Genomic DNA, 25,028 nt, shown 5'->3' with positions numbered 1-25,028 from the left:
GATGTTGCAGTGCATCCATGTCTCGGCCATCCTGACCTGCGCAAGCGGACACGACGCAAAAACACGATAAATTCGACTGACATTTCCGTGAACGGACAGACGTCGCCCACGCAAAGGTCAATCGTCGGCCCGAAAACCCCATCGGCAGGAAGGAAAAGGCAGGAATGAGCGAGAAGCCCCGGATCACGATACTCTACTGCACCCAGTGCAACTGGCTCTTGCGCTCGGGCTGGATGGCGCAGGAACTTCTGCAGACCTTCGGCGACACGCTCGGCGAGGTGGCGCTCATCCCCGGCACGGGCGGCAACTTCGAGATCCGCGTGGACGGCGAACTCATCTGGGAGCGCAAGCGCGACGGCGGCTTTCCGGGGCCGAAGGAGTTGAAGCAGCGGGTGCGCGACATCGTCGAGCCCGAGCGCGATCTCGGGCACGTCGACAGGCCCTGACACAGCCGGCGTGCAGCCCGCTCAGCGATACGGCGAAACGCAGACCCGATAGACGCCGCCGCCGGCATGGTAGCGGTCCGTCGCCGGATTGTAGGTGCGATAGCGGTTCGTGCACCAGCCGACATGGCTGCCATAGCCGCTGCGAACGGCCGGAGCGTAATACGGCCCGTCATAGGGTCGATAGATGGTCACGCTGCGGGAATAGGGCTGATAGCTCGGCCTGTAGGACGGCGGCATATAGGGGCGGTAGGGTCGATAGATCGGCCACGAATAGGCGCGGTAGTACGGCCGGTTCAGGGGATTGTAGAGCGGCCCGGTGTTCCAGCAACTGTAGCCGTTGCACACGAAGGCGACCGGAACGACAGCGCTCCCGTCCCCATGGCTTACGGCGAAGCCACGGTCCGGAATCAGCGGACCGGCTGCGGCTGCGGAGGTCAGGCCGGGCGAAACGGCCAGCCCGGCAGCGACGGTCAGTAGGAGGTTACGCAAGCTGAACATTTCGATCCCCTATGCGTTCTGGAGTGTATGTCTGCGAAACGTGGCTGCCGCCGGGTCAGCGTCCTGCCGTCCGGCCGGAACGCCCGGAGCGGGCGATTGCACGGACCGACAGGAAGAGGTCGGGCGGGACAAGCCGGCAAAAATCGGGCATGACATGGTCGGCACACGGACGAGCGTCAGCATACTATAATTTGGAGCATGAGATGAGTCTGAAATTCGGCACCAGCGGACTGCGCGGCCTTTCCACCGACCTGGAGGGGCCGCCTGCGGCTCTCTATGCGACGGCCTTCGCGCGATACCTGCTCGAAAGCGGCCTGGCGCGCACGGGCGACACGGTGCTGATCGGACGCGACTTCCGGCCCTCGAGCCCGGCGATCGCCGCGATCGCCGCCGGCGCGTTGCGCCGCGCCGGGCTTTCGCCGCTCGACTGCGGCACGATCCCGACGCCGGCGCTGGCGCTTTTTGGCCTCAGCAAGGCTGCCGCCAGCCTGATGGTGACCGGCTCGCACATCCCGGCCGACCGCAACGGCATCAAGTTCTACCGGCCGGACGGCGAGATCGGCAAGGCCGACGAGGCGGCGATCACGACGATCGCCGATGCGATCTCCGCAAGCGGCGAGGCGATCGGCGCTGCACCGGCCGCGGCGCCCGAAGCCTCCGCGCAGGCGGAAACGCTGTTCCTGCAGCGGTATGACGGGCTGCTTGCGCCGGACGCGCTGAAAGGCAAGCGGATCGGCGTCTATCAGCACAGCACGGTCGCGCGCGACCTGTTCGTCACCGTGCTCGCCGCTTTCGGCGCCGACTGCGTGCCGCTCGGCCGCTCGCAGACCTTCATCCCGGTCGATACCGAGGCCGTCCCGGCCGAGACCGTCGAGATGCTGCAGCGCTGGGCCGGGGAACACGGCCTCGACGCGATCGTCTCGGCGGATGGCGATGGAGACAGGCCACTCGTTGCCGACGAGACCGGCACGCCGCTGCGCGGCGACCTGCTCGGCCTGATCACCGCCAACTTCCTGAACGCGGACGTGGTGGCAACGCCGGTGACGTCCAATTCCGGCATCGAGGCGGCCGGCCGCTTCGAGGTCAGGCGCACCCGCGTCGGATCTCCCTTCGTGATCGCAGCGATGGAGGAGGCCGTGGCCGGCGGCGCCAGGGCCGTCGTCGGCTTCGAAGCGAACGGCGGCACGCTGACGGGTACGGACTGCGCCGCCAACGGGGCGACGCTTGCAGCCCTTCCGACCCGCGACAGCTTCCTTCCCGCGCTTGCCACCCTCTCGCTCTCCGTCGAGCGCAGACAACCGCTGTCCGTCGTTGCCGAGAGCTTCAACCTGCCGGCCGCCGCGGCCGACAGGCTCGAGAATTTCCCGGTCGAGACGAGCGCTGCGCTCATGGCCGAACTGCGCTCCGGCCCGCAGGCACTCGCGGCCTTCCTCGCACCGATCGGTGCGCCGGCAAAAACCAGCGACATCGACGGGCTGCGGGTGACGCTGGAGGACGGCCGCATCGTCCACTTCCGCCCCTCCGGAAATGCGCCGGAGATGCGCTGCTATGTCGAGGCAGCCGACGAGACGGCCGCAGAGGGCCTTCTCGCCGAGGGCCTCGCCCTGATCCGCGGCTGGGCGGAACGGCGCCAGGCATGACGCCGGCGACGTAGAGCAATTCCAGCAAAAGTGGGAACCGGTTTTGCGTCCGGAAATGCGTAAAACTATGAAGATAGAGCATTGCCGACGATTCAATAATCGCCGGCAATGCTCTAGAAACGAGGGAAAAGCGCATGCCGTTGCAAAAACTTCAAAAACCCAGTTGACACCAACGGCAGCGCCCCGTACATCCGCGTCCGTCGCCCAGATGGCGGAATTGGTAGACGCGCCAGCTTCAGGTGCTGGTACTCGAAAGGGTGTGGAGGTTCGAGTCCTCTTCTGGGCACCATTCCTTCTCCGAAGACGTTTTGAGACGTCGCAATCGGATTGAAAAACCCCGGCCTTCCGGGGTTTTTTCGTTTCCGGACTGTGCCTGTTCCCTGCCCTGAAGGACGGTGTCCGGCGGGACCCGCTATCGATGCCGCATTTCCTTGCCGGGCGGGTCTTCGATCCCGGTGGCAAGGTCGCCGCGATCGCGGACGAACGGCAGGCCGATATGCTCGGAGAGGTCCGGTTCGGTCGTGAAGATATTTCCCCGATCTCTCAAGCGCGTCAGGACGAAGGTGTCTTCGGCGATCTGTCGGCGCGTTTTCCCCTTGTCGTCGTAGGAATGGCCCATCTTCGTGAGCGAGAAGCCTGCGAGGGTGACGGACGGAACGCCCGTGAAAAGTGCATAGCAGAGCGTGGCAACACCGTTCGTCACCTTGCCGACATCGCCGATGTCGGCGGGCAGCCCGCCGCTCACGGCATTGACGATCGCCTCGCGCTCGCGCCTGGTGGCGCGCATCAGGCTGCTGTAGCGCACATGCGGCATCGTCAGAAGCTTCAGGTGCATCATCCAGAGAGGCTTCGTATGGAGCCAGAGGAGGCCTCTGGTCCTGACGTAGGGATGTTCCTCCCACGATTTCTTGCGCTTGCGGAACGTCAGGTCGGCGGGCGGGAGACCCAAGGCATTCGCCGTTTTGCCGGAATTGTTGACGTCGACGCGTGCGCAATGTTCGAGCAGGTCGGCCGGAAGGGTGGGAGACGGCGCGGAACCGAGAATCAGCCAGGGCTTGTGCAGAATGCCAAGCTTGGCGAGCCAGCGACGGTGGTTACCTCGCAATACTTCAAGCGCATCAGGTTCAATCGCCACACGAGCTCCTCAGACCGAGTAGAAAGACCGAAGGTTACCTAAAGGTCGACGTCGTATGTCTTGCACAAGCCTGCCTCGGTGTCCATTGCCCGCCGGCTCATGGTCTTTTGGCGCGGATGACCTTCAAGGTCGCAATCACCCGCGGCCGAGAGCTTCGCTTCCCCCTCGTTCCGTAGGCCGCGCCCGCGTCCTCAACTCTCCAGTTCGTAGGGCACGATCCGGCGCACGTGATGGTCGACGTGCAGGCGACGCTTGAAGGGGGGCACGGCGCGGCTGGCGCAGTTGGCACGCTCGCAGATGCGGCAGGAGATGCCGATCGGTGCGAAGGCGCCGGCGTTTTCCAGGTCGAGATCGTCGGCATAGACGAAGGCGCGGGCGTAGGAGATCTCGCAGCCGAGCGCCAGCGCATATTCCGGCCGGGCGGCCCGGAAGCCGCCGCTGCCCTTGGAAGCGTGGGTGGCCAGACAGAGATAGCGCACGCCGTCCGGCGTCTCGGCGAGCTGGCGCAGGATGCGGCCGGGGCGCTCGAACGCCTCGTGGGCGTTCCAGAGCGGACAGGCAGCGCCGAAGCGGGCGAACTGGAACTTCGCCGCACTGTGACGCTTGGTGATGTTGCCGGCGCGGTCGATGCGGGCAAAGAAGATCGGCACGCCCTTGAGGCCCGGCCGCTGCAGCGTGCTGAGGCGATGGCAGACCTGCTCGATCGAGGCGCCGAAGCGGGCGGCGAGCAGTTCCAGGTCGTGGCGCAGTTCCTGCGCCGCCTGGAGAAAGGCGCCATAGGGCAGGAGCAGCGCGCCGGCGACGTAGTTCTCCAGGCCCATGCGACAGATCTCCATCGCTTCCTCCGAGCGGAACCCGGCGCCCTGCACCACCGCATCGATCTCGCCGGGCATCTGCAATTGCGCGATCTGCAGCGCCAGCTGGAAGTCGCGCGTGGGGGCTGCGGCGTAGGGATTGACCGTCAACACGCGCGCCTGCGGATCGAAGCGGCGGATCGCGTCGTCGCCGGCAATCCCGCGTGCGATCCGGACACCGAAGGCCCTGTCCAGATGGTCCGCCAGCGCCGCATGGTTGTCGCCGCGGCCGATGCCGAGATCGCCCGCCAGCCGCTCGGCCGCAAGGTCGAGTTCGTGGATGTAGTTGTCGACGAAGTGGAAGAAGTCGCGCACTTCCTCATAGGGCGTCGTCTCCGCCGGGCCGCCGGCGCGGCCGAGCGTCGCGTCGAGGCTCGCGAGCCGCTCGCTGCTGCGGCGATAGGCCTGGTGGCAGGCGATCAGCGCGTGCGCCAGACCCGGCGCGTTCTGGGTGACGAGCTTCAGTTCCTGCAGGCTCGGCGTATAGGTCTCGAACAAGGGGTCCGTCAGCGCTTCGGACAGCGCCGACAGCAGCCGGTCGTTCTCGCCCACCGAAAGCTCGGCGATATCGAGGCGGAACTTGTCGGCGAGCGCGAGCAGGACCGCGGCGGAGACGGGACGCTGGTTGTTCTCGATCTGGTTCAGGTAGCTCGTGGAAATGCCGATGCGCTCGGCGAACTGGCTCTGCGTCGTGCCGCTCGCCAGCCTGAGATCGCGGACCTTGCGGCCGATGAAGAGTTTGCCGATCGCCATGCTTCACCGTGTTTGCAAATTCGCATTTTCAATTTTGCTTTTTTATATTGCCACATTTGCGCCTGTTCAACTGTTTTCAACCGGACAATATCGGCATAATGCGCGCTCACACGGCGGCAGGAACAGTGGCAGGGGAGTGAGGATGCGCCCGATACTCGAGCAGTTGCAGGCCCGGCGCGACGAGGCCTATCTCGGCGGCGGCGAGAAGCGGATCGACGCCCAGCACGGCAAGGGCAAGCTGACGGCGCGGGAGCGCCTGGAGGTGCTGCTCGATCCGGGCTCGTTCGAGGAATACGACATGTACGTGACCCACCGGGCGGTGGATTTCGGCATGGCGGGGCAGAAGATCGCCGGCGACGGCGTGGTGACCGGGTGGGGGACGATCAACGGCCGGCAGGTCTATGTCTTCTCCCAGGACTTCACCGTGCTCGGCGGCTCGCTGTCGGAGACGCACGCGCAGAAGATCTGCAAGATCATGGACATGGCGGTGCGCAACGGCGCGCCGGTGATCGGGCTGAACGATTCGGGCGGTGCGCGGATCCAGGAAGGCGTCGCCTCGCTTGCGGGCTATGCCGAGGTGTTCCGCCGCAATGCGGAGGCTTCGGGCGTGATCCCGCAGATCTCCGTCATCATGGGCCCCTGCGCGGGCGGCGCGGTCTATTCGCCGGCCATGACCGACTTCATCTTCATGGTGCGGGATTCGTCCTACATGTTCGTGACCGGCCCGGACGTGGTGAAGACGGTGACGAACGAGATCGTCTCGGCCGAAGAGCTCGGCGGCGCCGGCACGCATACGAAGAAGTCCTCGGTCGCCGACGGCGCCTACGAGAACGACATCGAGACGCTGGAGAACGTGCGGCTTTTGTTCGACTTCCTGCCGCTCAGCAACCGCGAAAAGCCGCCGGTGCGCCCGTTCCACGACGACCCGGCGCGGCTGGAGGCGCGGCTCGACACGCTGATCCCGGATAGCTCCAGCAAGCCCTACGACATGAAGGAACTGATCCTCGCCGTCGCCGACGAGGGCGACTTCTTCGAACTGCAGGAGAATTTCGCCAGGAACATCATCACTGGCTTCATCCGGTTGGAGGGCCAGACGGTCGGCGTCGTCGCCAACCAGCCGATGGTGCTGGCCGGCTGCCTCGACATCGACAGTTCGCGGAAAGCTGCGAAGTTCGTCCGCTTCTGCGACGCCTTCAACATTCCGCTGCTGACGCTGGTGGACGTGCCGGGCTTCCTGCCGGGCGTGGCCCAGGAATATGGCGGCGTCATCAAGCACGGCGCCAAGCTGCTCTTCGCCTACAGCCAGGCGACCGTGCCGATGGTGACGCTGATCACGCGGAAGGCCTATGGCGGCGCCTATGACGTGATGGCGTCGAAGCATATCGGCGCCGACGTCAACTACGCCTGGCCGACCGCCGAGATCGCCGTGATGGGCGCCAAGGGCGCGACCGAAATCCTCTACCGCTCGGAACTGGCGGACCGGGAAAAGATCGCCGCGCGCACCCAGGAATACGAGGAGCGCTTCGCCAACCCCTTCGTCGCCGCCGAGCGCGGCTTCATCGACGAGGTGATCATGCCGCATTCCTCGCGCAAGCGCATCGCACGGGCGTTTGCGAGCCTGCGCAACAAGCAGGTCGATACCCGCTGGCGCAAGCACGATACGATACCGCTGTAAGGGACGTTCAGGATCGATGGCCAATCTTCCCGACATGACAAAACATCGTGGCTTCCCGTCCGGCATGCCGGGCACGGGTGTCCAGTTCACCATCCGCCGCGCCAACCCGAAAGGGGTGACGCCGATCAAGGCGCTGCCCCGTCGCGCCCGACCGGGCTCCGCCGAGCACCGGATCGATGCGGCTTTCCTGCATGCGCTCTGGCACCATTTCGGACCGGACCCTTTCGAGCGCGGCAATCTCGATGCCGCCCGGCTCAACCTGCTGTTCGGACGCGAGGTGCTGGCGGCGGAGAAGGATTTCGACCCGGCCTCCTACGCGGCGTTGCTGGTCATCAACGAGAAGGAGGCTCGCGCTTCCTTCCCGGAATCGTTTGAAGACGTGATGGAGGTCTAGCCTTGGCGATCCAGAAAATCCTCATTGCCAACAGGGGCGAGATCGCCTGCCGGGTCATCAGGACCGCAAGGAAGATGGGCATCGCCACCGTCGCCGTCTACTCGGATGCCGATCGCGATGCGCTGCATGTGCAGATGGCCGACGAGGCGGTGCATATCGGGCCGGCGCCGTCCAGCCAGTCCTACATCGTCATCGAGAAGATCTTGGAGGCGATCCGGCAGACGGGTGCGGATGCGGTGCATCCCGGCTACGGCTTCCTGTCGGAGAACGCCGCCTTCGCCGAGGCGCTGGAGAAGGAGGGCGTGACCTTCATCGGCCCGCCGGTCGGCGCGATCCAGGCGATGGGCGACAAGATCACCTCGAAGAAGCTCGCCGCCGAAGCGGGCGTCTCCACCGTCCCCGGCCATATGGGCCTGATCGAGGACGCCGACGAGGCTGTGATGATCGCCTCGAAGATCGGCTATCCGGTGATGATCAAGGCGTCCGCCGGCGGCGGCGGCAAGGGCATGCGCATCGCCTGGAACGACCAGGAGGCGCGCGAGGGCTTCCAGTCGTCGAAGAACGAGGCGAAAAGCTCCTTCGGCGACGACCGCATCTTCATCGAGAAGTTCGTCACCCAGCCGCGCCATATCGAAATCCAGGTGCTCGGCGACAAGCATGGCAACACGCTCTATCTCGGCGAGCGCGAGTGCTCGATCCAGCGGCGGAACCAGAAGGTGATCGAGGAAGCGCCCTCACCTTTCCTCGACGACGCCACGCGCCGGGCCATGGGCGAGCAGGCGGTGGCGCTGGCAAAGGCCGTCGGCTACCATTCGGCCGGCACCGTCGAGTTCATCGTCGACGGCAACAGGAACTTCTACTTCCTCGAAATGAACACGCGGCTGCAGGTGGAACATCCGGTCACCGAGCTCATCACCGGCATCGACCTGGTCGAGCAGATGATCAGGGTCGCCTCCGGCGAGGCGCTGTCTTTCGGGCAAGAGGACGTGAAGCTGGAGGGCTGGGCGATCGAAAGCCGGCTCTATGCCGAGGACCCCTACCGCAACTTCCTGCCCTCGATCGGCCGGCTGACGCGCTACCGTCCGCCGGCGGAGGGGCGGCATGCCGACGGCACCGTCGTGCGCAACGATACCGGCGTCACCGAGGGCGGCGAGATCTCGATGTATTACGACCCGATGGTGGCCAAGCTCTGCACCTGGGGACCCGACCGGGCGGCGGCCGTGGACGCCATGGGCCGGGCGCTGGACGATTTCGAGGTGGAAGGCATCGGCCACAACCTTCCCTTCCTGTCATCGGTGATGCGGAACGACCGTTTTCGCGAGGGCCGACTGACCACGGCCTTCATCGCCGAGGAATTTCCGGACGGCTTCCACGGCGTGGCGCCGGACGCCGCATCATGCCGCAGGCTTGCCGCCGTCGCAGCCCTCGTCAACGACCGGCTGCAGCGCCGGGCGACGAAGATCTCCGGCACGATCGGCAACCATCGCCGCCGGGTCGGTGCGGACTGGGTGGTGGCGCTCGGCAGCGAGCCCGTCGCCGTCACCCTTTCGCAGGAAGGCGACGCCTCGCGCATCACCTTCGACGACGGTGCGACGGTGGCGATCCGCAGCGACTGGCTGCCGGGCCAGACGCATGCGACCTTCTTCGTCGACGAGGCGCCGATGGGCGTGAAGGTCAACAAGATCGGCTATGCGCTGCGGCTGCGCTGGGGCGGCATCGACGTGATCGCCCGGGTGCGCGAACCGCGGGTGGCGGAACTTGCGAAGCTGATGCCGGTGAAGCTTCCGCCGGATACCTCGCGGATGCTGCTCTGCCCGATGCCGGGGCTGGTCACGGCGATCGCCGTTGCCGAGGGCGACATGGTGGAGGCCGGCCAGGCGCTGGCGACGATCGAGGCGATGAAGATGGAGAACATCCTGCGCGCCGAGAAGAAGGCGGTGGTCAAGCGCGTGCCGGTCTCGGTCGGCGCCAGCCTCGCCGTCGACGAGATCATCATGGAGTTCGAGTGAGGGGACGATGCGGTTGGGGAATGGCGAAAGATTGTTTCGCAGCCTCGAGGGGCCGTCCGTCAATGAATGGCCCCTCACCCTAACCCTCTCCCCGCAGGCGGGGAGAGGGGACGCGGACCGGTCGGCCGGCGTCCGTGAACGCGAACAGGCATGCGGTACGTTTCCTTCTCCCCGCTTGCGGGGAGAAGGTCCCGGCAGGGGGATGAGGGGCCGACCGCCAGCATCCGAATCAAACGCTGCGAAAAATTTTCGCCCCGGTTCGTCCCCGTGCCCCCGCCCCGGGCCTATACTGATGCCGTTCCGTCGCGGATACACCGGCAGGCGTGCCGGCGAGGCGGAGCCGGCGCGCGCATCGGGGATAGGACGCAAAGCCCCCATGCTCGGGTCCGCGGAAGAAGGTTTCACTCCGACTGGGGGAGGGAGCGGGATGCTTGTCGGACCGACATCCTGCTTTCCATCCCGGAGGGTGCACCGCAACCGCCCGTCGCGATCTTCGGACGCGGCCGGCTCCGGTTCGGCGCACAGGATGCGGGGCCGCACCGTGCGCGTTCGAGGGGTCTTGAACCCGGACGCACGGCGCAGGTGGAAGACGAAGCCCAAAGGCAGTCATGGCCCGGGCATCGTAAGCCTGAGTGCGTGCATGACACCCTTTCTCGAGGGGCACGCAACCGTTCCCACAAACCCCGCCGATCACGGACGAAGCCGAGGCCGCGGATATAAACCGCCGAACGGGGCGCTGAGAGGTGTCACTTTTATACCCCTATACGAGGCAGCTTTCAGCGCCCCGTCCGCAGTCCATTTTGATCACCACGGCGCTTTCGGCGCGCGTGAACGCGATCGCGTATTCAGGAGGAAAACCCGTGTCAGACGAAAGCTCGAAGGCGCAAGGGCCAGGCAACGGAAGCGGCGAGACGCGCGGCCGTGAACACGCGCATGAACGCAGCCGTGAGCAATGGCAGGCGCTGGCCGAGCGCGAGCTGAAGGCTTCGCCCGAGACGATCACCTGGCAGACGCCGGAAGGCATCGCCGTCAAGCCGCTCTACACGGCCGACGACCTTGAGGGCATCGATCATCTCGACAGCCTGCCAGGCCTCGCGCCGTTCGTGCGTGGCCCGCGCGCCACCATGTATGCCGGCCGGCCCTGGACGATCCGGCAATATGCCGGCTTCTCGACGGCGGAGGAATCCAACGCCTTCTACCGCAAGAACCTTGCGGCGGGCCAGAAAGGCCTGTCCGTCGCCTTCGACCTTGCGACCCACCGCGGCTATGACAGCGACCATCCGCGCGTTCTCGGCGACGTCGGCAAGGCGGGTGTTGCGATCGATTCGGTCGAGGACATGAAGATCCTGTTCGACGGCATTCCGCTGGACGAGATGTCGGTGTCGATGACGATGAACGGTGCGGTGATCCCGATTCTCGCGAGCTTCATCGTCGCCGGCGAGGAACAGGGCGTGCCGCGCGCAGCGCTTTCCGGGACCATCCAGAACGACATTCTCAAGGAGTTCATGGTCCGCAACACCTATATCTACCCGCCGGAACCGTCGATGCGGATCGTCGCCGACATCATCGCCTACACGGCGAAGGAGATGCCGAAGTTCAACTCGATTTCCATTTCCGGCTACCACATGCAGGAGGCGGGGGCGACGCTGGTGCAGGAGCTGGCGTTCACGCTGGCCGACGGGCGCGAATACGTGCGGGCCGCCCTGGCCAAGGGGCTGAACGTCGACGATTTCGCCGGCCGCCTCTCCTTCTTCTTCGCCATTGGCATGAACTTCTTCATGGAGGCGGCGAAGCTGCGCGCGGCAAGGCTCTTGTGGACGCGCATCATGGAGGAGTTCGAGCCGAAGAAGGCCTCCTCTCTGATGCTGCGCACGCATTGCCAGACCTCCGGCGTCTCGCTGCAGGAGCAGGATCCCTACAACAACATCGTCCGCACCGCCTTCGAGGCGATGTCGGCAGCGCTCGGCGGCACCCAGTCCCTGCATACCAATTCCTTCGACGAGGCGATTGCGCTGCCGACGGAATTTTCCGCCCGCATTGCCCGCAACACCCAGCTGATCCTGCAGCACGAGACGGGCGTGACGAAGGTGGTCGATCCGCTGGCGGGCTCCTACTACGTGGAAAGCCTGACGAACGAGCTGGCCGAAAAGGCCTGGGCGCTGATCGAGGAGGTCGAGGCGCTCGGCGGCATGACGAAGGCGGTTGCCGAGGGCCTGCCGAAGCGGATGATCGAGGAAGCGGCGGCGCGGCGGCAGGCGGCGGTGGACAAGGGCGAAGAGGTGATCGTCGGTGTCAACCGGTACCGGCTGGAGAACGAAGAGCCGATCGACATCCTGCAGATCGACAACAGCGCGGTGCGGGCCGCCCAGATCCGGCGGATCGAGGAGACGAAGCGGCGGCGCGACGGCGAGCGGGTTCGCGCCGCGCTCGAAGCTCTGGCCGCAGTCGCCCGGACGGGCCAGGGGAACCTGCTGGCGGCAGCGGTCGAGGCCGCGCGCGAGCGCGCGACCGTCGGCGAGATCTCGGATGCGATGCGCCAGGCCTTCGGCGACCACGAGGCCACGCCCGAGGTCATCAGGGACGTCTATGGTGACGCCTATCGCGACGAACCGGAGCTCGCCGTCCTGAAGTCGCGTATGTCAGGCATTGCCGAAAGGCTCGGCCACCCGCCGAAGATCATGGTCGCCAAGCTCGGCCAGGACGGACACGACCGGGGCGCCAAGGTGATCGCGTCGGCCTTCGGCGACATCGGCTTCGACGTGCTCGCCGGGCCGCTGTTCCAGACGCCGGAGGAAGCCGCCGCGATGGCGCTGTCCGAGGCGGTCAACGTGATCGGCGTGTCATCGCTGGCCGCCGGCCACAAGACGCTGCTGCCGCAACTCGTCGAAGACCTGAAGAAGCGGGGCGGCGGCGAGGTGATCGTCGTCTGCGGCGGCGTCATTCCGCGGCAGGACTACCAGTTCCTGCAGGACCACGGCGTGGCGGCGGTCTTTGGCCCCGGAACCAACGTGATCGAGGCGGCGAATTCCGTGCTGGACCTTCTGGAAGGGCGGCGGCGGAACATCTGAGGCGTGGATGGGGCGGCGCCTTGTTACTTAGCCGACTTTGGAATATTCGATCCCGCGGGCCAGCCAGCAGCCGAGCGTGAGGCCGGCCACCGCTCCGTCGTCGTTCCGGCGGATGACGATGGTCCAGTCGCCGGGTGCGGGCGCATCCATCGAGCGCCGGCAGGAAAGCCGCCAGACGTCCTCGCCGACCGGATGGACCGGATGCATCGCGCCCTGGCCGAGAAAGCCCTCGAAGGCGCCGAACCAGGCGCCGCCGGCGGAGACGATCTCGAAGGCGGCATCCAGTTCCGCGGAGACGTAGCGGCCGGCGATGTCGCCGCGCAGGCCGGGCCGGATGCGGGTTGCGACCGTGGAAAGGTTTTCCCCGGGACGCTCCATGCGCACCGCGTCGCCCTCGCGCGTCATCGTCATCGTCGACGAGCGGGCGATGCCATCCGCGCCGAACGAAAGGGTTTCGGCCGAGGTCGCAAAGCGCGCCCTCAGCCCGTCATGCACGGTGGAGATGCGCAGCAGCAGGCCGGTCGACGGCTCGAGGTAGCTGCCAGCCCAGTCCGGCGCCGGCCTCGTCTTCTCTGACGGCGCTTCCGGGCGGCCGAGAGCGGCGCGCAGCACCACGTTTGCCGCGGCGAGCGCGTCGGCCTCATGGTTGAACATGACTACGACGGAGAGACGCTCGGCCGCGGCATGCAGACGCCTGGCGCGGAAGCCGCGCAGGGCGCCGCCGTGGCCGGTCAGCGCGATCCCGTCGACCGTCTCGCGGGCGAGGCCGAAGCCGTAGCGTGACGCTCTGCCATCGGAAAACGGCTGCGGCGCGGATATCCGGTTGTAGAGCCCGTCCGGGTCGTCGCGGCTGCGGTCGATAAAGGTCTCCCAGGCGAGCATATCGTCCAGCGAGGCGGCGATGCCGGCATCACCGGACCAGTGGATGCGGTTGACGGCGGGGAAATAGCCGAGGCTCTCATTGCCCTCGTGGCCGACCACGCCGTTCAGCGGCTTGGCCGTATCGGCGGCGAGGATCGCCGTCTCCATGCCGGCCGGGGCGAACAGGCGCTCGCGATAGACCTCCGCCAGGGGCTTGCCGGCCGCCTCTTCGACGAGATCGCCGAGGATGCGGAAATTGCCGTTGGAATAGGAGTAGCGGCTGCCGGGTTCGAAATGGATCTGGCGCATGCGCGAGAACAGCCCGGCCGCATCGCTCTTGGCGAAGACGCCGTCGGCGAGCGCACCGTGCAGCACCGTCAGCGCCCAGTAGTCGCGCAGGCCCGACTGGTTGGCGCAGAGCTCCGCCACCGTCGGCAGTCTGCCTTCGAGGTTCGGCAGGTGGCGGGCAAGGGCGTCGTCGAGCTTCGCCGGATCGCCAGCGACGTCGAGGAGGGCTGCGCAGGTGAACTGCTTGCTGATCGAGCAGATCGGCAACAGCGTCTCCGCCGTCATCGGCAGGCGTCGGTCGAGATCGGCAAAGCCCCAGGCATGGCGCACGATCACCTCGCCTTCGACAACGACACCGACGACACCGCCCGGCCCGGGAAAGCGGTCCGGCAGCGACTGGACGGCGGCCTTCAGGGCGGCGGCATCGATCTGGGGCATGGGAGATGGCTTCGCAGAAAGGGGAACGAAAGACATGCGCGGCCGCGTGCCGCGCCGGCGGACCGTATCGCGCCGGACTGGCGCAGGCAACAGGGACCGGCAGGCACCGGTGGCCGGCATGGGCGATGGGCGCCGGCGCTCGCTGGCGTCGTCACCGCGCAGGTTACTTTTCCTTGCGGGCCGCAGCCGCTAGGTTTAAGGGGCTCTTCCCGCCCGACCCTACTTCGAAAGGACCGCCCATGGATCGCGCCCATGACCCCAGCCAGCTCGAAATGGTGGTTCTGATGACGCCGGACATGGCGAATTTTTCCGGCAAGGTGCACGGCGGCGCGTTGCTGAACCTGCTCGACCGCGTCGCCTATTCCTGCGCCTCGCGCTTCTCCCAGCAATATGCGGTGACGCTCTCGGTCGACCAGGTGGTGTTCCGCCAGCCGATCCATGTCGGTGAGCTCGTCACCTTCCGCGCCTCGGTCAACTATGCCGGCCGCACCTCGATGGAGATCGGCATCCGGGTCGAGGCCGAGAACATCCGCACCGGCGAGCGCCGCCACACCAATTCCTGCTATTTCACCATGGTCGCCGTCGATGTCGACGGCAAGCCGACCATGGTGCCGCAACTCTCGCTCGACACGGAGACCAAAAAGCGCCGGGCAAAGGCCGCCGAGGGCCGCCGCGCGCTGCGCCAGGAATTCGAGACGCGGCATCGGGAGATGAAGGTGGGGGCGGAGTGATCCGGCATAGCCCGCAACGAACCACGGCAGTTCCGTAAGGTCGCTTATCGCCTCGCGTCGTTGGCAGAGATCAGGCCGCCTTTTTCAACGGGATCGGCCATCTCTGGCTGCGGCCACCGCCGTAGCGCTTCGTGACCGGCATCCGTCAAGCCGTAGACGCCTCTGTCGAGCCGCTCAAACCAACCATACACATTCGAAAGCAGGATCTTCCCTGCCTCTGGTATGCCTGTTCTCACATCGCGAACACGCGATGGTCCCGCAGCCAGAGCTGCCGCACATCCAAGCGCCTGCTGGCGATACGCCGTCATCACGGGTGCGCGCGTGCTGCCGCCAGGTGCGGGATCGCCGCGTCGATTCCGGTGTTCGCGCATGAGCTTCGAACGCCGCTTCGGATTGGTCCGCGGCATTGGTGATACGGAGCCGACGATGACGCTGACATCGCCGGCATCGGAAACGCCAAGCATGCCAATGCCGAGCCTGCGGCAGAGGTCGCGGTAGCGCTTGTCGGCCTCCCGCCCTCTGCCCTTGGCCGAGATCCTGGCGGCGATCCAAACCTCGTCTGAAATGGCAGCCCGGTCGACGGCCTGCAGGATGAGTTCCAGATTAAAGGTCAATTTCAGTTCGCAGATCACCACAACGGGGGGATCGTTATCGCTGAGGCCGACAAGATCGCAGCCGCCAACTTCGCCCTTGACGGCGTAACCTGCCTTTTCGAGGAAGCCTTTTACAGGCAGATAGAGTGAAGTTTCCATATTGCCGCACATCGAACTGGAGATCGGGCCGCAAGCCATATCGAGAGCCCGCACGGGTCACCTAGGACGCCACGCGGCCCGGATGTCGCCTCCAGCACATCGACTGAAGCTCTTCCCTGAGCTACGGCGCCCCCGCCGACAAGCGGGCCTGCGACCGGGGAAGGACCTTGCAGTCCCTTACTCGTCGCCCATCTTCAGCGCCGCGATGAAGGCTTCCTGCGGGATCTCGACCTTGCCGAACTGGCGCATGCGCTTCTTGCCTTCCTTCTGCTTTTCCAGAAGCTTGCGCTTGCGGGTGGCGTCGCCGCCGTAGCACTTGGCGGTCACGTCCTTGCGCAGCGCCCGGACCGTCTCGCGGGCGATGATGCGGCCGCCGATCGCGGCCTGGATCGGGATCTGGAACATGTGCTGCGGGATCAGGTCCTTCAGCTTTTCGCACATGACGCGGCCGCGCTTCTCGGCGGCGGAGCGGTGGACGAGCATGGAGAGCGCATCGACCGGTTCGGCATTGACGAGGATCGACATCTTGACGAGGTCGCTCTCGCGGTAGCCGAAGAGGTTGTAGTCGAAGGAGGCGTAGCCCTTGGAGATCGACTTCAGCCGGTCGTAGAAATCGAAGACCACCTCGTTGAGCGGCAGCTCATAGGTTAGCATCGCGCGGTTGCCGACATAGGTCAGCTCGGTCTGGATGCCGCGGCGGTCCTGGCAGAGCTTGAGGATGCCGCCGAGATACTCGTCGGGGGTGAGGATCGTCGCCTTGATCCAGGGTTCGCGGAACTCGGCGATCTTGACCACGTCGGGCATGTCGGCCGGGTTGTGCAGTTCCTTCTCGGTGCCATCCGTCATCGTCAGCTGGTAGACGACCGAGGGCGCCGTTGCGATCAGGTCGAGATCGAACTCGCGTGACAGACGCTCCTGGATGATCTCGAGGTGCAGGAGGCCGAGGAAGCCGCAGCGGAAGCCGAAGCCGAGAGCGGCCGAGCTTTCCATTTCGAAGGAGAACGAGGCGTCGTTCAGGCGCAGCTTGCCCATGGCCGAGCGCAGTTCCTCGAAATCGGCGGCATCGACCGGGAACAGGCCGCAGAAGACCACCGGCTGAGCCGGTTTGAAGCCCGGCAGGGCTTCGGCGGTCGGGCGCTTGTCTTCGGTGATGGTGTCGCCGACGCGGGTATCGGCCACTTCCTTGATCGAGGCGGTGATGAAGCCGATCTCGCCGGGGCCGAGTGAGTCCATCGCCACCATCTTCGGCGTCAGCACGCCGACGCGTTCGATCGAATACTTGGCGCCGGTTCCCATCATGCGGATGGTCTGGCCCTTGGTGAGCCGCCCGTCGATGATGCGCACCAGCACCATGACGCCGAGATAGGTGTCGTACCAGCTGTCGACCAGAAGCGCCTTCAGCGGGGCGCTCTCGCCGCCCGGGCTTTTCGGGGCCGGCAGCTTCTCGACGATCGCCTCGAGCACGTCGGGGATGCCCAAGCCGGTCTTGGCGGAGATCAGGACGGCGTCGGAGGCGTCGATGCCGATCACTTCCTCGATCTGGTCCTTGATGCGGTCGGGCTCGGCCGCCGGCAGGTCGATCTTGTTGAGGACGGTGACGAGCTCGTGGTTGTTGTCGATCGCCTGGTAGACGTTGGCGAGCGTCTGTGCTTCCACCCCCTGGCTGGCATCGACGACCAGCAGCGAGCCTTCGCAGGCGGACAGCGACCGCGAGACCTCGTAGGCGAAGTCGACGTGGCCGGGCGTGTCGATCAGGTTCAGCACGTAGGTTTCGCCGTCTTTCGCCTTGTAGTGCAGGCGGACGGTCTGGGCCTTGATGGTGATGCCGCGCTCGCGCTCGATCTCCATGTTGTCGAGCACCTGCTCGCTCATCTCGCGATCCGCGAGGCCACCGGTCGACTGGATCAGCCGGTCGGCCAGCGTCGACTTGCCGTGGTCGATATGGGCCACGATCGAGAAGTTGCGGATATGGTCAAGGGGCGTCGACGAATTGGTGCTCATGGGCGCCATATAGCAGCGCGCCTTGCGGCCGCAAAGCGGTAATTAACCGGCCGTTCTCCCTATTTTCAGGCCGTTGCGTTCCGGCGAAGGCGGGCCGCGATCAACCTGCCGCCGCAAGGTCGCGGATCCAGAAGGACAGCGGCTTTTCGCTTTCCTCCGTCTCGTCGAGATCGCGCCAGGTGAAGGTGGTGCGCAGTTCGGGATGATGGCGGTAGCCACGGTTTTGCCAGAAGCGGTCGAGCGGGGCGTATCCGGCCGGGCGGCGCGGATGGTCGGCGGGCCGCTCCACGGCGCAGAACGTGCAGAACGCCAGCCCAAGCCTGCGGGCCTGCGCCTCGCGCCCGTCGAAGAACTTCACGCCGATACCGCGGCCGCGATAGGCGGGAAGCAGCACGCTTTCGCCGAAATAGAAATAGTCGCCCGGATCGCGGCCGGCGGCGAGGAAGGGCGCCCTGACCTCGTCCGTCTCGGCCGCCATCGGCATGCCGGTCGCCGCCCCGACGACACGGCCGCCGTCGAGAGCCAGCACGAAGACCGAGCCTTCGGATCCTGCATAGGTGGCCAGGTATTTTCGCTCATAGGCAGGATCGCCGTCATAGAGATAGGGGAAATCCCGGAAGACGGTGATCCGCAGCCGGGCGAGGTCGTCGACATAGGGTGCGGCATCGGCGCCAGAAAACGATCGGATTTCAAGGGTCATTGCATCGTCACTTCAGGTTATCCGGGACCATTCCCCAGCCATGGCATTTGCAGGTGGCGATTGCTTGGTTATACCGGCAGGGTTCCATTCCACAAGCATGCTTCATCGAGGGAGACATCCATGAAAGCCGCCGAGATCATCCGCGCCTATTACGACGCCTTCAACCGCCAGGACATGGATGCCTTCCTGGCCCTGCTCGACGAGGACGTCGCCCACGACATCAACCAGGGCGAGCGGCAGACCGGCAAGGCGGCCTTTGCCCGGTTCATGGAGCACATGAACCGCTGCTACAGGGAAAGGCTGACGGACATCGTCGTCATGGCGAGCGAGGACGGCAGCCGCGGGGCGGCGGAATTCGTCGTCAACGGCGAATATCTTGCCACCGACGAGGGCCTGCCGGAAGCGAAGGGGCAAACCTACACCCTGCCGGCCGGCGCGTTCTTCGCGTTGAAGGACGGGAAAATTAGCCGGGTAACGAACTACTACAGCCTGAACGACTGGATCGCCCAGGTTCAGGGCTGACGGCTTCCCTGTTCCGCCTTCCGGGGGACGACGGATTGGCTTGACTCCATTATTGTAGAATAATAGATCTACAATAATGGAAAACGACGAAGCCCATATCGACGCGGCAATTGCCGAGCGCCTGCGGGCGCTCCGCAACGGCAGAAACCTGACCCTCGACGAACTCGCGGGCCGTTCCGGTGTCAGCCGGGCGATGATCTCGCGCATCGAGCGCGGCGAGGCGAGCCCGACGGCGCAGTTGCTGTCGCGGCTCTGCGCAGCACTCGACGTCACGCTTTCGGTCTTCTTTGCTCCCGAGGGAGAAGAGGCGAGCCCGCTGTCCCGCCATGCCGACCAGCCGGTCTGGCGCGATCCGGAGACCGGATACGAGCGCCGGGCCGTTTCCCCGCCGGCAACGACGTCGCGCGTGGACGTGATCGACGTCAGCTTCCCGCCCGGCGCCCGCATCGCCTATCCGCCGGAGACCGCGAAAGAGGGGATGACCCAGCATGTCTGGCTTTTTTCCGGCGCGCTCGAGATGACGGTCGCCGGCGTCAGCCATCGGCTGGAACCGGGCGACTGCCTCTACATGAGCATTACCGAGGGACACGTCTTTCACAATCCGGGCCCGGCCATGGCGCACTATGCCGTCGTGCTCGACCGTGGCCGCAACTGAAGAGGGAAACATGGACGGGGTCAGGATTCTGGGACACGAGGAAGCAACGGCGCGGATCGACGAGCTTGCCGAGGTGCTCGTGGACTGCGTGATGGGCGGCGCCTCCGTGGGCTTCATGGCGCCCTATGGCCGCGACGACGCATATGCCTTCTGGCAGGGCGTAATCGCGGCGGTGGCGGACGGTTCGACGCTGCTCTTCTGCGCCGAACGCGACGGACGCATCGCCGGCACCGTGCAGGTCGGCATGCGGCAGATGCCGAACCAGGGCCACCGCGCCGACATCAAGAAGCTGCTGGTGAAGGAAAGCGAGCGCGGCCGCGGACTGGCCCGAGAGCTGATGGCAGCGGCCGAAGAGGCGGCCGCGGCAGGCGGCAAGACGGTGCTGGTGCTCGACACGGCGACCGGCAGCCCGGCGGAGAGCGTCTACCGCAAGCTCGGCTGGCAATGGGTCGGCGTCATCCCCGACTACGCCCTCTACCCCGACGGCAGCTTCTGCAGCACGACGCTGTTCTACAAGCGGGTCGGCCCGGGTGCCGCCGCGGCCTGACCTTCCAGTCCGTCCGGGTCAGATTGCACGGGACGAACTTGCGCGACCGCCTTGCAGGGCCGGGCTTGCAGGGGCGCGTCACACCGTCCCATGGTTGCAATTGTGATTGCAAATGGACCGTTTCGGGTCCACCATCCGCAGCATCCCAACCAGGAGAGCGTGCGATGGTTTTCGGACTTTCAAGGCCGCCCATCACCGAAGATGTGGCGGACGTCATCGCCAGGGACATGAAGGAGAGCGAGGGGCATACCCCGCCCTCCGAGACACCGATTGCCTTCATCCGGCGCAAGATCGATCCAACCGCCGCCGTCGACATGCACCCGCGCGTGCGCCGCGTGCTGCACGGCATTGCGCTTGCGATGCTGGTGCTGGTCGTCGTGCTGCTGTTGCGCTGACGCCGCCGCTCCTACGAGAGAACCGCAGCCTGACCGTTACTCGCTGTCGGCGCGGGAGAGCGTCTCCAGGGCCGGCATCGAGGTGATGTTGTAGCCGGAATCGACGTAGTGGATCTCACCGGTAACGCCGCTCGACAGGTCCGACAGGAGGTACATGGCCGAATTGCCGACGTCGTCGATGGTGACGGTGCGGCGCAGCGGCGAATTCTTCTGCTGCCAGGACAGCATGGCGCGGGCATCGGCGATGCCGGCGCCGGCCAGCGTGCGGATCGGTCCGGCGGAAATTGCATTGACGCGGATGCCGCGCGGGCCGTAGTCGGCAGCCAGGTACCGCACCGAAGCCTCCAGCGCCGCCTTGGCGACGCCCATGACGTTGTAGTTCGGCATCACCCGGACCGAGCCGCCATAGGTCAGCGTCAGCATCGTTCCGCCTTCGCCCATCAGATCGGCCGCGCGTCGGGCGATCTCGGTGAAGGAGAAGCAGGAAATGACCATGGTGCGGGTGAAATTGTCCCGCGAGGTATCGGCATAGAGGCCCTTCAGCTCGTTCTTGTCGGAAAAACCGATGGCATGGACGATGAAGTCGAGCCGGCCCCAGCGCTCCTTGATATCGGCGATGACCGCATCGACCGAGGCGACGTCCTCGACGTCGCACTGGAGCAGGTATTCCGAGCCGAGTTCGGCCGCGAGCGGCTTGACGCGCTTGCCGAGCGCCTCGCCCTGATAGGTGAAGCAGAGTTCGGCCCCCTGTCCGGCCAGCGCCTTCGCGATCCCCCAGGCGATGGAATGATTGTTCGCGACCCCCATGATCAGGCCGCGTTTTCCCTTCATGATCCCCGTCATTGTCCGTTATCCGTTGTAGCGCTGGAAGACGAGTGTCGCGTTCGTCCCGCCGAAGCCAAAAGAGTTGGAGAGCGCGATGTCGATCTTCGCGTCGTCGATGCGCTTGCGCACGATCGGCATGCCGTCGAATTCCGGATCGAGTTCGGCGATATGCGCGCTTTCGCCGATGAAGCCGGCCTGCATCATCAGAAGGCTGTAGATCGATTCCTGCACGCCGGCGGCACCCAGCGAATGGCCCGTCAGCGACTTGGTCGACTGGATGTGCGGAATACGATCGCCGAAGACTTCGCGGATTGCGCCGATCTCCTTGCTGTCGCCGACCGGCGTCGAGGTGCCGTGGGTATTGATGTAGTCGACGTCGCCCTTCACGGTGGCAAGCGCCTGGCGCATGCAGCGCACGGCGCCCTCGCCGGAGGGGGCGACCATGTCGTAGCCGTCCGAGGTCGCGCCGTAGCCTGTGATCTCGGCATAGATCTTGGCGCCGCGCGCCTTGGCGTGTTCGAGCTCTTCCAGCACCAGCACGCCGGCGCCGCCGGCAATCACGAAGCCGTCGCGGTTGAGGTCATAGGCGCGCGAGGCGGTGTCGGGCGTGTCGTTGAACTTCGAGGACATGGCGCCCATGGCGTCGAAGAGGTTCGACATCGACCAGTCGAGGTCCTCGTGGCCGCCGGCGAACATCACGTCCTGCTTGCCCCACTGGATCATCTCGGCCGCATTGCCGATGCAATGGGCGGACGTCGAGCAGGCCGAGGAGATCGAATAGTTGACGCCATGGATCTTGAACCAGGTGGCGAGCGTCGCCGAAGCGGTGGACGACATCGCCTTCGGCACTGCGAACGGGCCGATGCGCTTGGGGCTGCCGTTCTTCAGCGTGATGTCGGACGCCTCGACGATCGTGCGCGTGGACGGGCCGCCCGAGCCCATGATGATGCCGACGCGCTCGTTGGCGCCATAGTCCTTTTCCTCGAGCCCGGAATCGGCGATCGCCTGCTTCATGGCGACGTGGTTCCAGGCGCCGCCCTGCGACAGGAAGCGCATGGCGCGGCGATCCACCAGGTCGGTCGTGTCGATGTTCGGCGCGCCCCAGACCTGGCACTTGAAGCCATGCTCGGCAAAATCCTTGGAGAAGCTGATGCCGGAACGGGCGTCGCGCAGCGACGACGTCACCTCCTCCGCATTGTTGCCGATGGAAGAAACGATACCAAGACCTGTGACAACTACCCGTCTCATCTGCTTACCTCTGTGATCCTTGAGCCCAACCGACAGCCTTGCGAAGGTGTCAGGCGGTCTTTTCCTTCGACAGGCCGACGCGCAGGTCGGTTGCCTGGTAGATGGTCTCGCCATCGGCCTTGAGCCAGCCATCGGCGGTCCCGAGCACGAGCCTGCCGCGCATGACGCGCTTGAAATCGATGCCGTATTGCAGAAGCTTGGTGTGCGGGCGAACCATGCCCTTGAACTTCACCTCTCCGGTGGAGAGCGCCATGCCGCGCCCCTCCTCGCCGAGCCAGCCGAGGAAGAAACCGGTCAACTGCCACATGCCGTCGAGCCCGAGGCAGCCCGGCATGATGGGGTTGCCCTCGAAATGGCAGGGAAAATACCAGTCGTCCGGCTTCACGTCGTATTCCGCGCGGATGTAGCCCTTGTCGTGCGCACCGCCCGTCTCCGAGATCTCGGTGATGCGGTGGACCATGAGCATCGGCGGCAGCGGAAGCTGGGCGTTGCCGGGGCCGAACAGTTCGCCGTGTGCACAGGTGAGGATCTCTTCGTAGGTGAAGCTCGATTGCCTGGTCGTCATGGGCTGTTTCTTCCCGGTCCTTGGTTCTTCGTTCTAGCTTTAGAGCAGGATGAGGCCAAAATGAAGCATTGGCCACTCGCCGCGCCGGCTGTGCCCGGCGCCTCCTCGAGGGGACTGCCGGAGTGGATTTTGCGTTCCGCATACATGATGACCGGCCCGACAGCTAGTGCAAAGTGCCCGAGCCTGGGCCAAAGCATTGGTTTTCCGCATCCCGCAACATTGTCGCCCCTTGCAAAACTATTGAATCCGTGCGCCGTAAAAGTTATATCGAAACGTCAAGATTGTTCTGCAAGATCAGGCGAACGGATTCGTCACCCATGGTGCATGTCAAAGAATTGAGCATAGAGACCCGGTTGCGGGACTGTGGGCTGCGGCCGACACGGCAGCGCATCGCGCTCGCCGACCTGCTCTTTGCCAAGGGCGACCGGCACCTGACGGTGGAAGAACTGCACGAGGAGGCTGTCGATGCCGGCGTGCCGGTTTCGCTGGCGACGGTCTACAACACCCTGCACCAGTTCACGGAAGCCGGGCTCGTCCGCGTCCTCGCCGTCGAGGGTTCGCGGACCTATTTCGACACCAACATTTCCGACCATCACCACTTCTTCGTCGAGGGCGAAAACGAGGTGCTGGACATTCCGGTCAGCAGCATCGCGATCGGCAACCTGCCGGAACCGCCGGAAGGCATGGAAATCGCCCATGTCGACGTCATCATCCGCCTGCGGGCCAAGAAGGACCGCTGACGGCGGACCGGCCATTCCCCACGCGTGACCCCTTCTACATGACATCGTCGGGATGGCGCCCGGGCTGATGCCTGTAGACCGGGATGCGCCAGGCGAAGCGCAGGGCGCCGCCGCGCACGGCGAAGGCCGTCAGCGCACCGATCACCGATGCCACCGAGAGAGGCACGCCGGCTGAGATCAGCGCGGTGAAAGCCGCGGCCCCGCAGAGCGCGGCCGTGACGTAGATTTCCGGGCGCAGCAGCACGGAGGGCTCGCCGGCGAGCAGGTCGCGCAGGATGCCGCCGACGCTCGCGGTCATGACGCCGGTGGTGATCGCCACCGTCGGGGAACCGGTGGCCGCCAGCCCCTTGGCGGCCCCCATGACACTGTAGGCCGAGAGACCGACCGCATCGAGCCAGAGCAGCATGCGATAGCGCGACTCGAACAGGTGCGCGGTGAAATAGAACAGAAGCCCGACGCCGACGCAGACCAGGAGATAGGTCGGGTTCGTCACCCAAAACACCGGCGCAGTACCGAGCACGAGATCGCGGAAGGTGCCGCCGCCGACCCCCGTCGCTGCCGCCAGGAAGAGAAAGCCGATGATGTCGAGCTGCTTGCGCGAGGCCGCCAGCGCCCCGGTCGCGGCGAAGACGGCAACGCCGGCATAGTCGAGCAATTCCAGGATCGTCACGCATCCCTCCTTCACGTCAGCAGCCAAGCCTCGCGACAGCTTGGTCGGGCAAAGATGCGGCCTGTGTTGTCCGGGGGCGCCGGGTCGACGCCTCACGCTATCTTGACCGATCCGGATATCAAGGAAAGGCCCTGAATGATGTTTTCCCGTCCGGTGCTTCGCAATCTCCTGTTGGCCGTCGCCCTGCTTTTCCCCGCCGTTTCCGATGCGGCGCCGATTCTCGACGACGCGGTCGCCCACGAGAAGGCGGCGGTGGCCGGGCAATGCAAGGCGGCAACCTACGGCGGCGACTTCGCCCGCGTCATCGACTTCAACAATGACGGGCTCGACGACGTCATCACCAACCTGGGCGCGGTCAACTGCGACGGGGTCGACGGCAAGCTCTGCGGCGAGGTCGGCTGCCCGCACAATTTCTACGTCGGCGTCGCCGAGGGCGGGTTCGTGCTGATCGGCAGCGCCGATCTCTACGGCTACGAACTGAAGAAACGCTACGGCAACCTCGTCTTCGAGATGCGGGCGAATGCGGTCACCTGCAAGCGCGACGACGGCGAATATTGCATCATCACCACGCGGGTCCGGGGCCTGCGCTTCGACACCATCTCCAAGAGGTGACACCGG

24 protein-coding genes and 1 tRNA gene are annotated in these 25,028 nt (G+C 65.6%); 14 read left to right on the top strand and 11 right to left on the bottom strand.

Annotated features, from left to right (window positions below):
• Positions 1–164: 164 nt before the first annotated feature.
• Positions 165–446, top strand: coding sequence for a SelT/SelW/SelH family protein (locus OCK02_RS09475; RefSeq protein ID WP_263812839.1), 282 nt, complete (start codon positions 165–167; stop codon positions 444–446).
• 21 nt (positions 447–467) lie between these two features.
• Here the strand turns inward: OCK02_RS09475 and OCK02_RS09470 are convergent, their stop codons facing one another.
• Positions 468–944 (bottom strand): BA14K family protein, encoded by a 477-nt coding sequence (locus OCK02_RS09470; protein WP_263812838.1) that lies wholly within the window; start codon positions 942–944, stop codon positions 468–470.
• 209 nt (positions 945–1,153) lie between these two features.
• On the opposite strand from OCK02_RS09470, the gene OCK02_RS09465 reads away from it, so the two are divergent.
• Positions 1,154–2,584, top strand: coding sequence for a phosphomannomutase (locus OCK02_RS09465; RefSeq protein WP_318530130.1), 1,431 nt, complete (start codon positions 1,154–1,156; stop codon positions 2,582–2,584).
• A 202-nt stretch (positions 2,585–2,786) separates the two neighbouring features.
• A tRNA-Leu gene (locus OCK02_RS09460) sits at positions 2,787–2,873 on the top strand.
• Positions 2,874–2,996: 123 nt separating this feature from the next.
• On the opposite strand, the gene OCK02_RS09455 is transcribed toward OCK02_RS09460, so the two are convergent.
• Both OCK02_RS09455 and OCK02_RS09450 read right to left on the bottom strand, forming a co-directional pair.
• Positions 2,997–3,719: a hypothetical protein gene (locus OCK02_RS09455; protein ID WP_263812836.1), complete on the bottom strand. Its 723-nt coding sequence runs from the start codon at positions 3,717–3,719 to the stop codon at positions 2,997–2,999.
• Between the two features lie 191 nt (positions 3,720–3,910).
• A complete protein-coding gene (locus OCK02_RS09450) occupies positions 3,911–5,326 on the bottom strand; it encodes a helix-turn-helix domain-containing protein (protein ID WP_263812835.1) in 1,416 nt (471 codons plus the stop codon).
• A 142-nt stretch (positions 5,327–5,468) separates the two neighbouring features.
• Between OCK02_RS09450 and OCK02_RS09445 the strand changes: the two genes are divergently transcribed.
• The 4 genes from OCK02_RS09445 to scpA all read left to right on the top strand — a co-directional run bounded on the left by OCK02_RS09445 (position 5,469) and on the right by scpA (position 12,472).
• Positions 5,469–7,001, top strand: a complete 1,533-nt coding sequence (locus OCK02_RS09445; RefSeq protein ID WP_230807788.1) for an acyl-CoA carboxylase subunit beta — start codon at positions 5,469–5,471, stop codon at positions 6,999–7,001.
• 16 nt (positions 7,002–7,017) lie between these two features.
• Positions 7,018–7,395 carry a hypothetical protein gene (locus OCK02_RS09440; protein WP_263812834.1) on the top strand — a complete coding sequence of 126 codons (378 nt, stop codon included), beginning with the start codon at positions 7,018–7,020 and terminating at the stop codon, positions 7,393–7,395.
• A gap of 2 nt (positions 7,396–7,397) precedes the next feature.
• On the top strand, positions 7,398–9,404 hold the full coding sequence (locus OCK02_RS09435) for an acetyl/propionyl/methylcrotonyl-CoA carboxylase subunit alpha (protein ID WP_263812833.1): 2,007 nt from the start codon (positions 7,398–7,400) through the stop codon (positions 9,402–9,404).
• Positions 9,405–10,264: 860 nt separating this feature from the next.
• A complete protein-coding gene (gene scpA / locus OCK02_RS09430) occupies positions 10,265–12,472 on the top strand; it encodes a methylmalonyl-CoA mutase (RefSeq protein WP_263812832.1) in 2,208 nt (735 codons plus the stop codon).
• A gap of 27 nt (positions 12,473–12,499) precedes the next feature.
• On the opposite strand, the gene OCK02_RS09425 is transcribed toward scpA, so the two are convergent.
• Positions 12,500–14,059, bottom strand: coding sequence for a D-aminopeptidase (locus tag OCK02_RS09425; RefSeq protein ID WP_263812831.1), 1,560 nt, complete (start codon positions 14,057–14,059; stop codon positions 12,500–12,502).
• A 239-nt stretch (positions 14,060–14,298) separates the two neighbouring features.
• On the opposite strand from OCK02_RS09425, the gene OCK02_RS09420 reads away from it, so the two are divergent.
• Positions 14,299–14,790 (top strand): acyl-CoA thioesterase, encoded by a 492-nt coding sequence (locus tag OCK02_RS09420; RefSeq protein WP_263812830.1) that lies wholly within the window; start codon positions 14,299–14,301, stop codon positions 14,788–14,790.
• A gap of 44 nt (positions 14,791–14,834) precedes the next feature.
• Here OCK02_RS09420 and OCK02_RS09415 read toward each other — a convergent pair whose 3' ends face one another.
• From OCK02_RS09415 to OCK02_RS09405, 3 genes are all read right to left on the bottom strand, one after another.
• The gene (locus OCK02_RS09415; RefSeq protein WP_263812829.1) at positions 14,835–15,542 is read right to left on the bottom strand and encodes a DUF2161 domain-containing phosphodiesterase; all 708 of its coding nucleotides are present in this window, start codon (positions 15,540–15,542) and stop codon (positions 14,835–14,837) included.
• 177 nt (positions 15,543–15,719) lie between these two features.
• Positions 15,720–17,552 carry a translation elongation factor 4 gene (gene lepA, locus OCK02_RS09410; protein WP_263812828.1) on the bottom strand — a complete coding sequence of 611 codons (1,833 nt, stop codon included), beginning with the start codon at positions 17,550–17,552 and terminating at the stop codon, positions 15,720–15,722.
• A 91-nt stretch (positions 17,553–17,643) separates the two neighbouring features.
• Positions 17,644–18,243, bottom strand: coding sequence for a GNAT family N-acetyltransferase (locus OCK02_RS09405; RefSeq protein ID WP_263812827.1), 600 nt, complete (start codon positions 18,241–18,243; stop codon positions 17,644–17,646).
• A 120-nt stretch (positions 18,244–18,363) separates the two neighbouring features.
• Between OCK02_RS09405 and OCK02_RS09400 the strand changes: the two genes are divergently transcribed.
• The 4 genes from OCK02_RS09400 (at position 18,364) to OCK02_RS09385 (ending at position 20,362) form a co-directional block, all read left to right on the top strand.
• The gene (locus OCK02_RS09400; protein WP_263812826.1) at positions 18,364–18,765 is read left to right on the top strand and encodes a ketosteroid isomerase-related protein; all 402 of its coding nucleotides are present in this window, start codon (positions 18,364–18,366) and stop codon (positions 18,763–18,765) included.
• Between the two features lie 76 nt (positions 18,766–18,841).
• Entirely contained in the window at positions 18,842–19,420 is a 579-nt protein-coding gene (locus OCK02_RS09395; RefSeq protein ID WP_263812825.1) for a helix-turn-helix domain-containing protein, read from the top strand.
• 10 nt (positions 19,421–19,430) lie between these two features.
• On the top strand, positions 19,431–19,967 hold the full coding sequence (locus OCK02_RS09390) for a GNAT family N-acetyltransferase (protein WP_263812824.1): 537 nt from the start codon (positions 19,431–19,433) through the stop codon (positions 19,965–19,967).
• Between the two features lie 164 nt (positions 19,968–20,131).
• Entirely contained in the window at positions 20,132–20,362 is a 231-nt protein-coding gene (locus OCK02_RS09385) for a hypothetical protein (RefSeq protein ID WP_263812823.1), read from the top strand.
• Positions 20,363–20,398: 36 nt separating this feature from the next.
• Here the strand turns inward: OCK02_RS09385 and fabI are convergent, their stop codons facing one another.
• Genes fabI through fabA form a run of 3 tightly spaced genes read right to left on the bottom strand, consistent with a single transcriptional unit; the run spans position 20,399 to position 23,000 of the window.
• Positions 20,399–21,205, bottom strand: coding sequence for an enoyl-ACP reductase FabI (gene fabI / locus OCK02_RS09380; protein WP_263812822.1), 807 nt, complete (start codon positions 21,203–21,205; stop codon positions 20,399–20,401).
• 6 nt (positions 21,206–21,211) lie between these two features.
• Positions 21,212–22,435 (bottom strand): beta-ketoacyl-ACP synthase I, encoded by a 1,224-nt coding sequence (gene fabB, locus OCK02_RS09375; protein ID WP_230807801.1) that lies wholly within the window; start codon positions 22,433–22,435, stop codon positions 21,212–21,214.
• Between the two features lie 49 nt (positions 22,436–22,484).
• Positions 22,485–23,000 carry a 3-hydroxyacyl-[acyl-carrier-protein] dehydratase FabA gene (gene fabA / locus OCK02_RS09370; RefSeq protein WP_263812821.1) on the bottom strand — a complete coding sequence of 172 codons (516 nt, stop codon included), beginning with the start codon at positions 22,998–23,000 and terminating at the stop codon, positions 22,485–22,487.
• A 317-nt stretch (positions 23,001–23,317) separates the two neighbouring features.
• Here fabA and irrA point away from each other — a divergent pair, with 317 nt between their 5' ends.
• Positions 23,318–23,740: an iron response transcriptional regulator IrrA gene (gene irrA / locus OCK02_RS09365; RefSeq protein WP_230807803.1), complete on the top strand. Its 423-nt coding sequence runs from the start codon at positions 23,318–23,320 to the stop codon at positions 23,738–23,740.
• A 34-nt stretch (positions 23,741–23,774) separates the two neighbouring features.
• Here irrA and OCK02_RS09360 read toward each other — a convergent pair whose 3' ends face one another.
• On the bottom strand, positions 23,775–24,410 hold the full coding sequence (locus OCK02_RS09360; RefSeq protein ID WP_263812820.1) for a trimeric intracellular cation channel family protein: 636 nt from the start codon (positions 24,408–24,410) through the stop codon (positions 23,775–23,777).
• Between the two features lie 135 nt (positions 24,411–24,545).
• Here OCK02_RS09360 and OCK02_RS09355 point away from each other — a divergent pair, with 135 nt between their 5' ends.
• Positions 24,546–25,022, top strand: coding sequence for a hypothetical protein (locus tag OCK02_RS09355; RefSeq protein ID WP_263812819.1), 477 nt, complete (start codon positions 24,546–24,548; stop codon positions 25,020–25,022).
• The last annotated feature ends 6 nt before the right edge of the window (positions 25,023–25,028 follow it).

It is taken from the genome of Rhizobium sp. TRM96647, from assembly GCF_025780115.1.
Lineage (GTDB): Bacteria > Pseudomonadota > Alphaproteobacteria > Rhizobiales > Rhizobiaceae > Mycoplana.
Note: the sequence above shows the minus strand (reverse complement) of the source record. Positions and strands in the feature narration are given on the sequence as shown.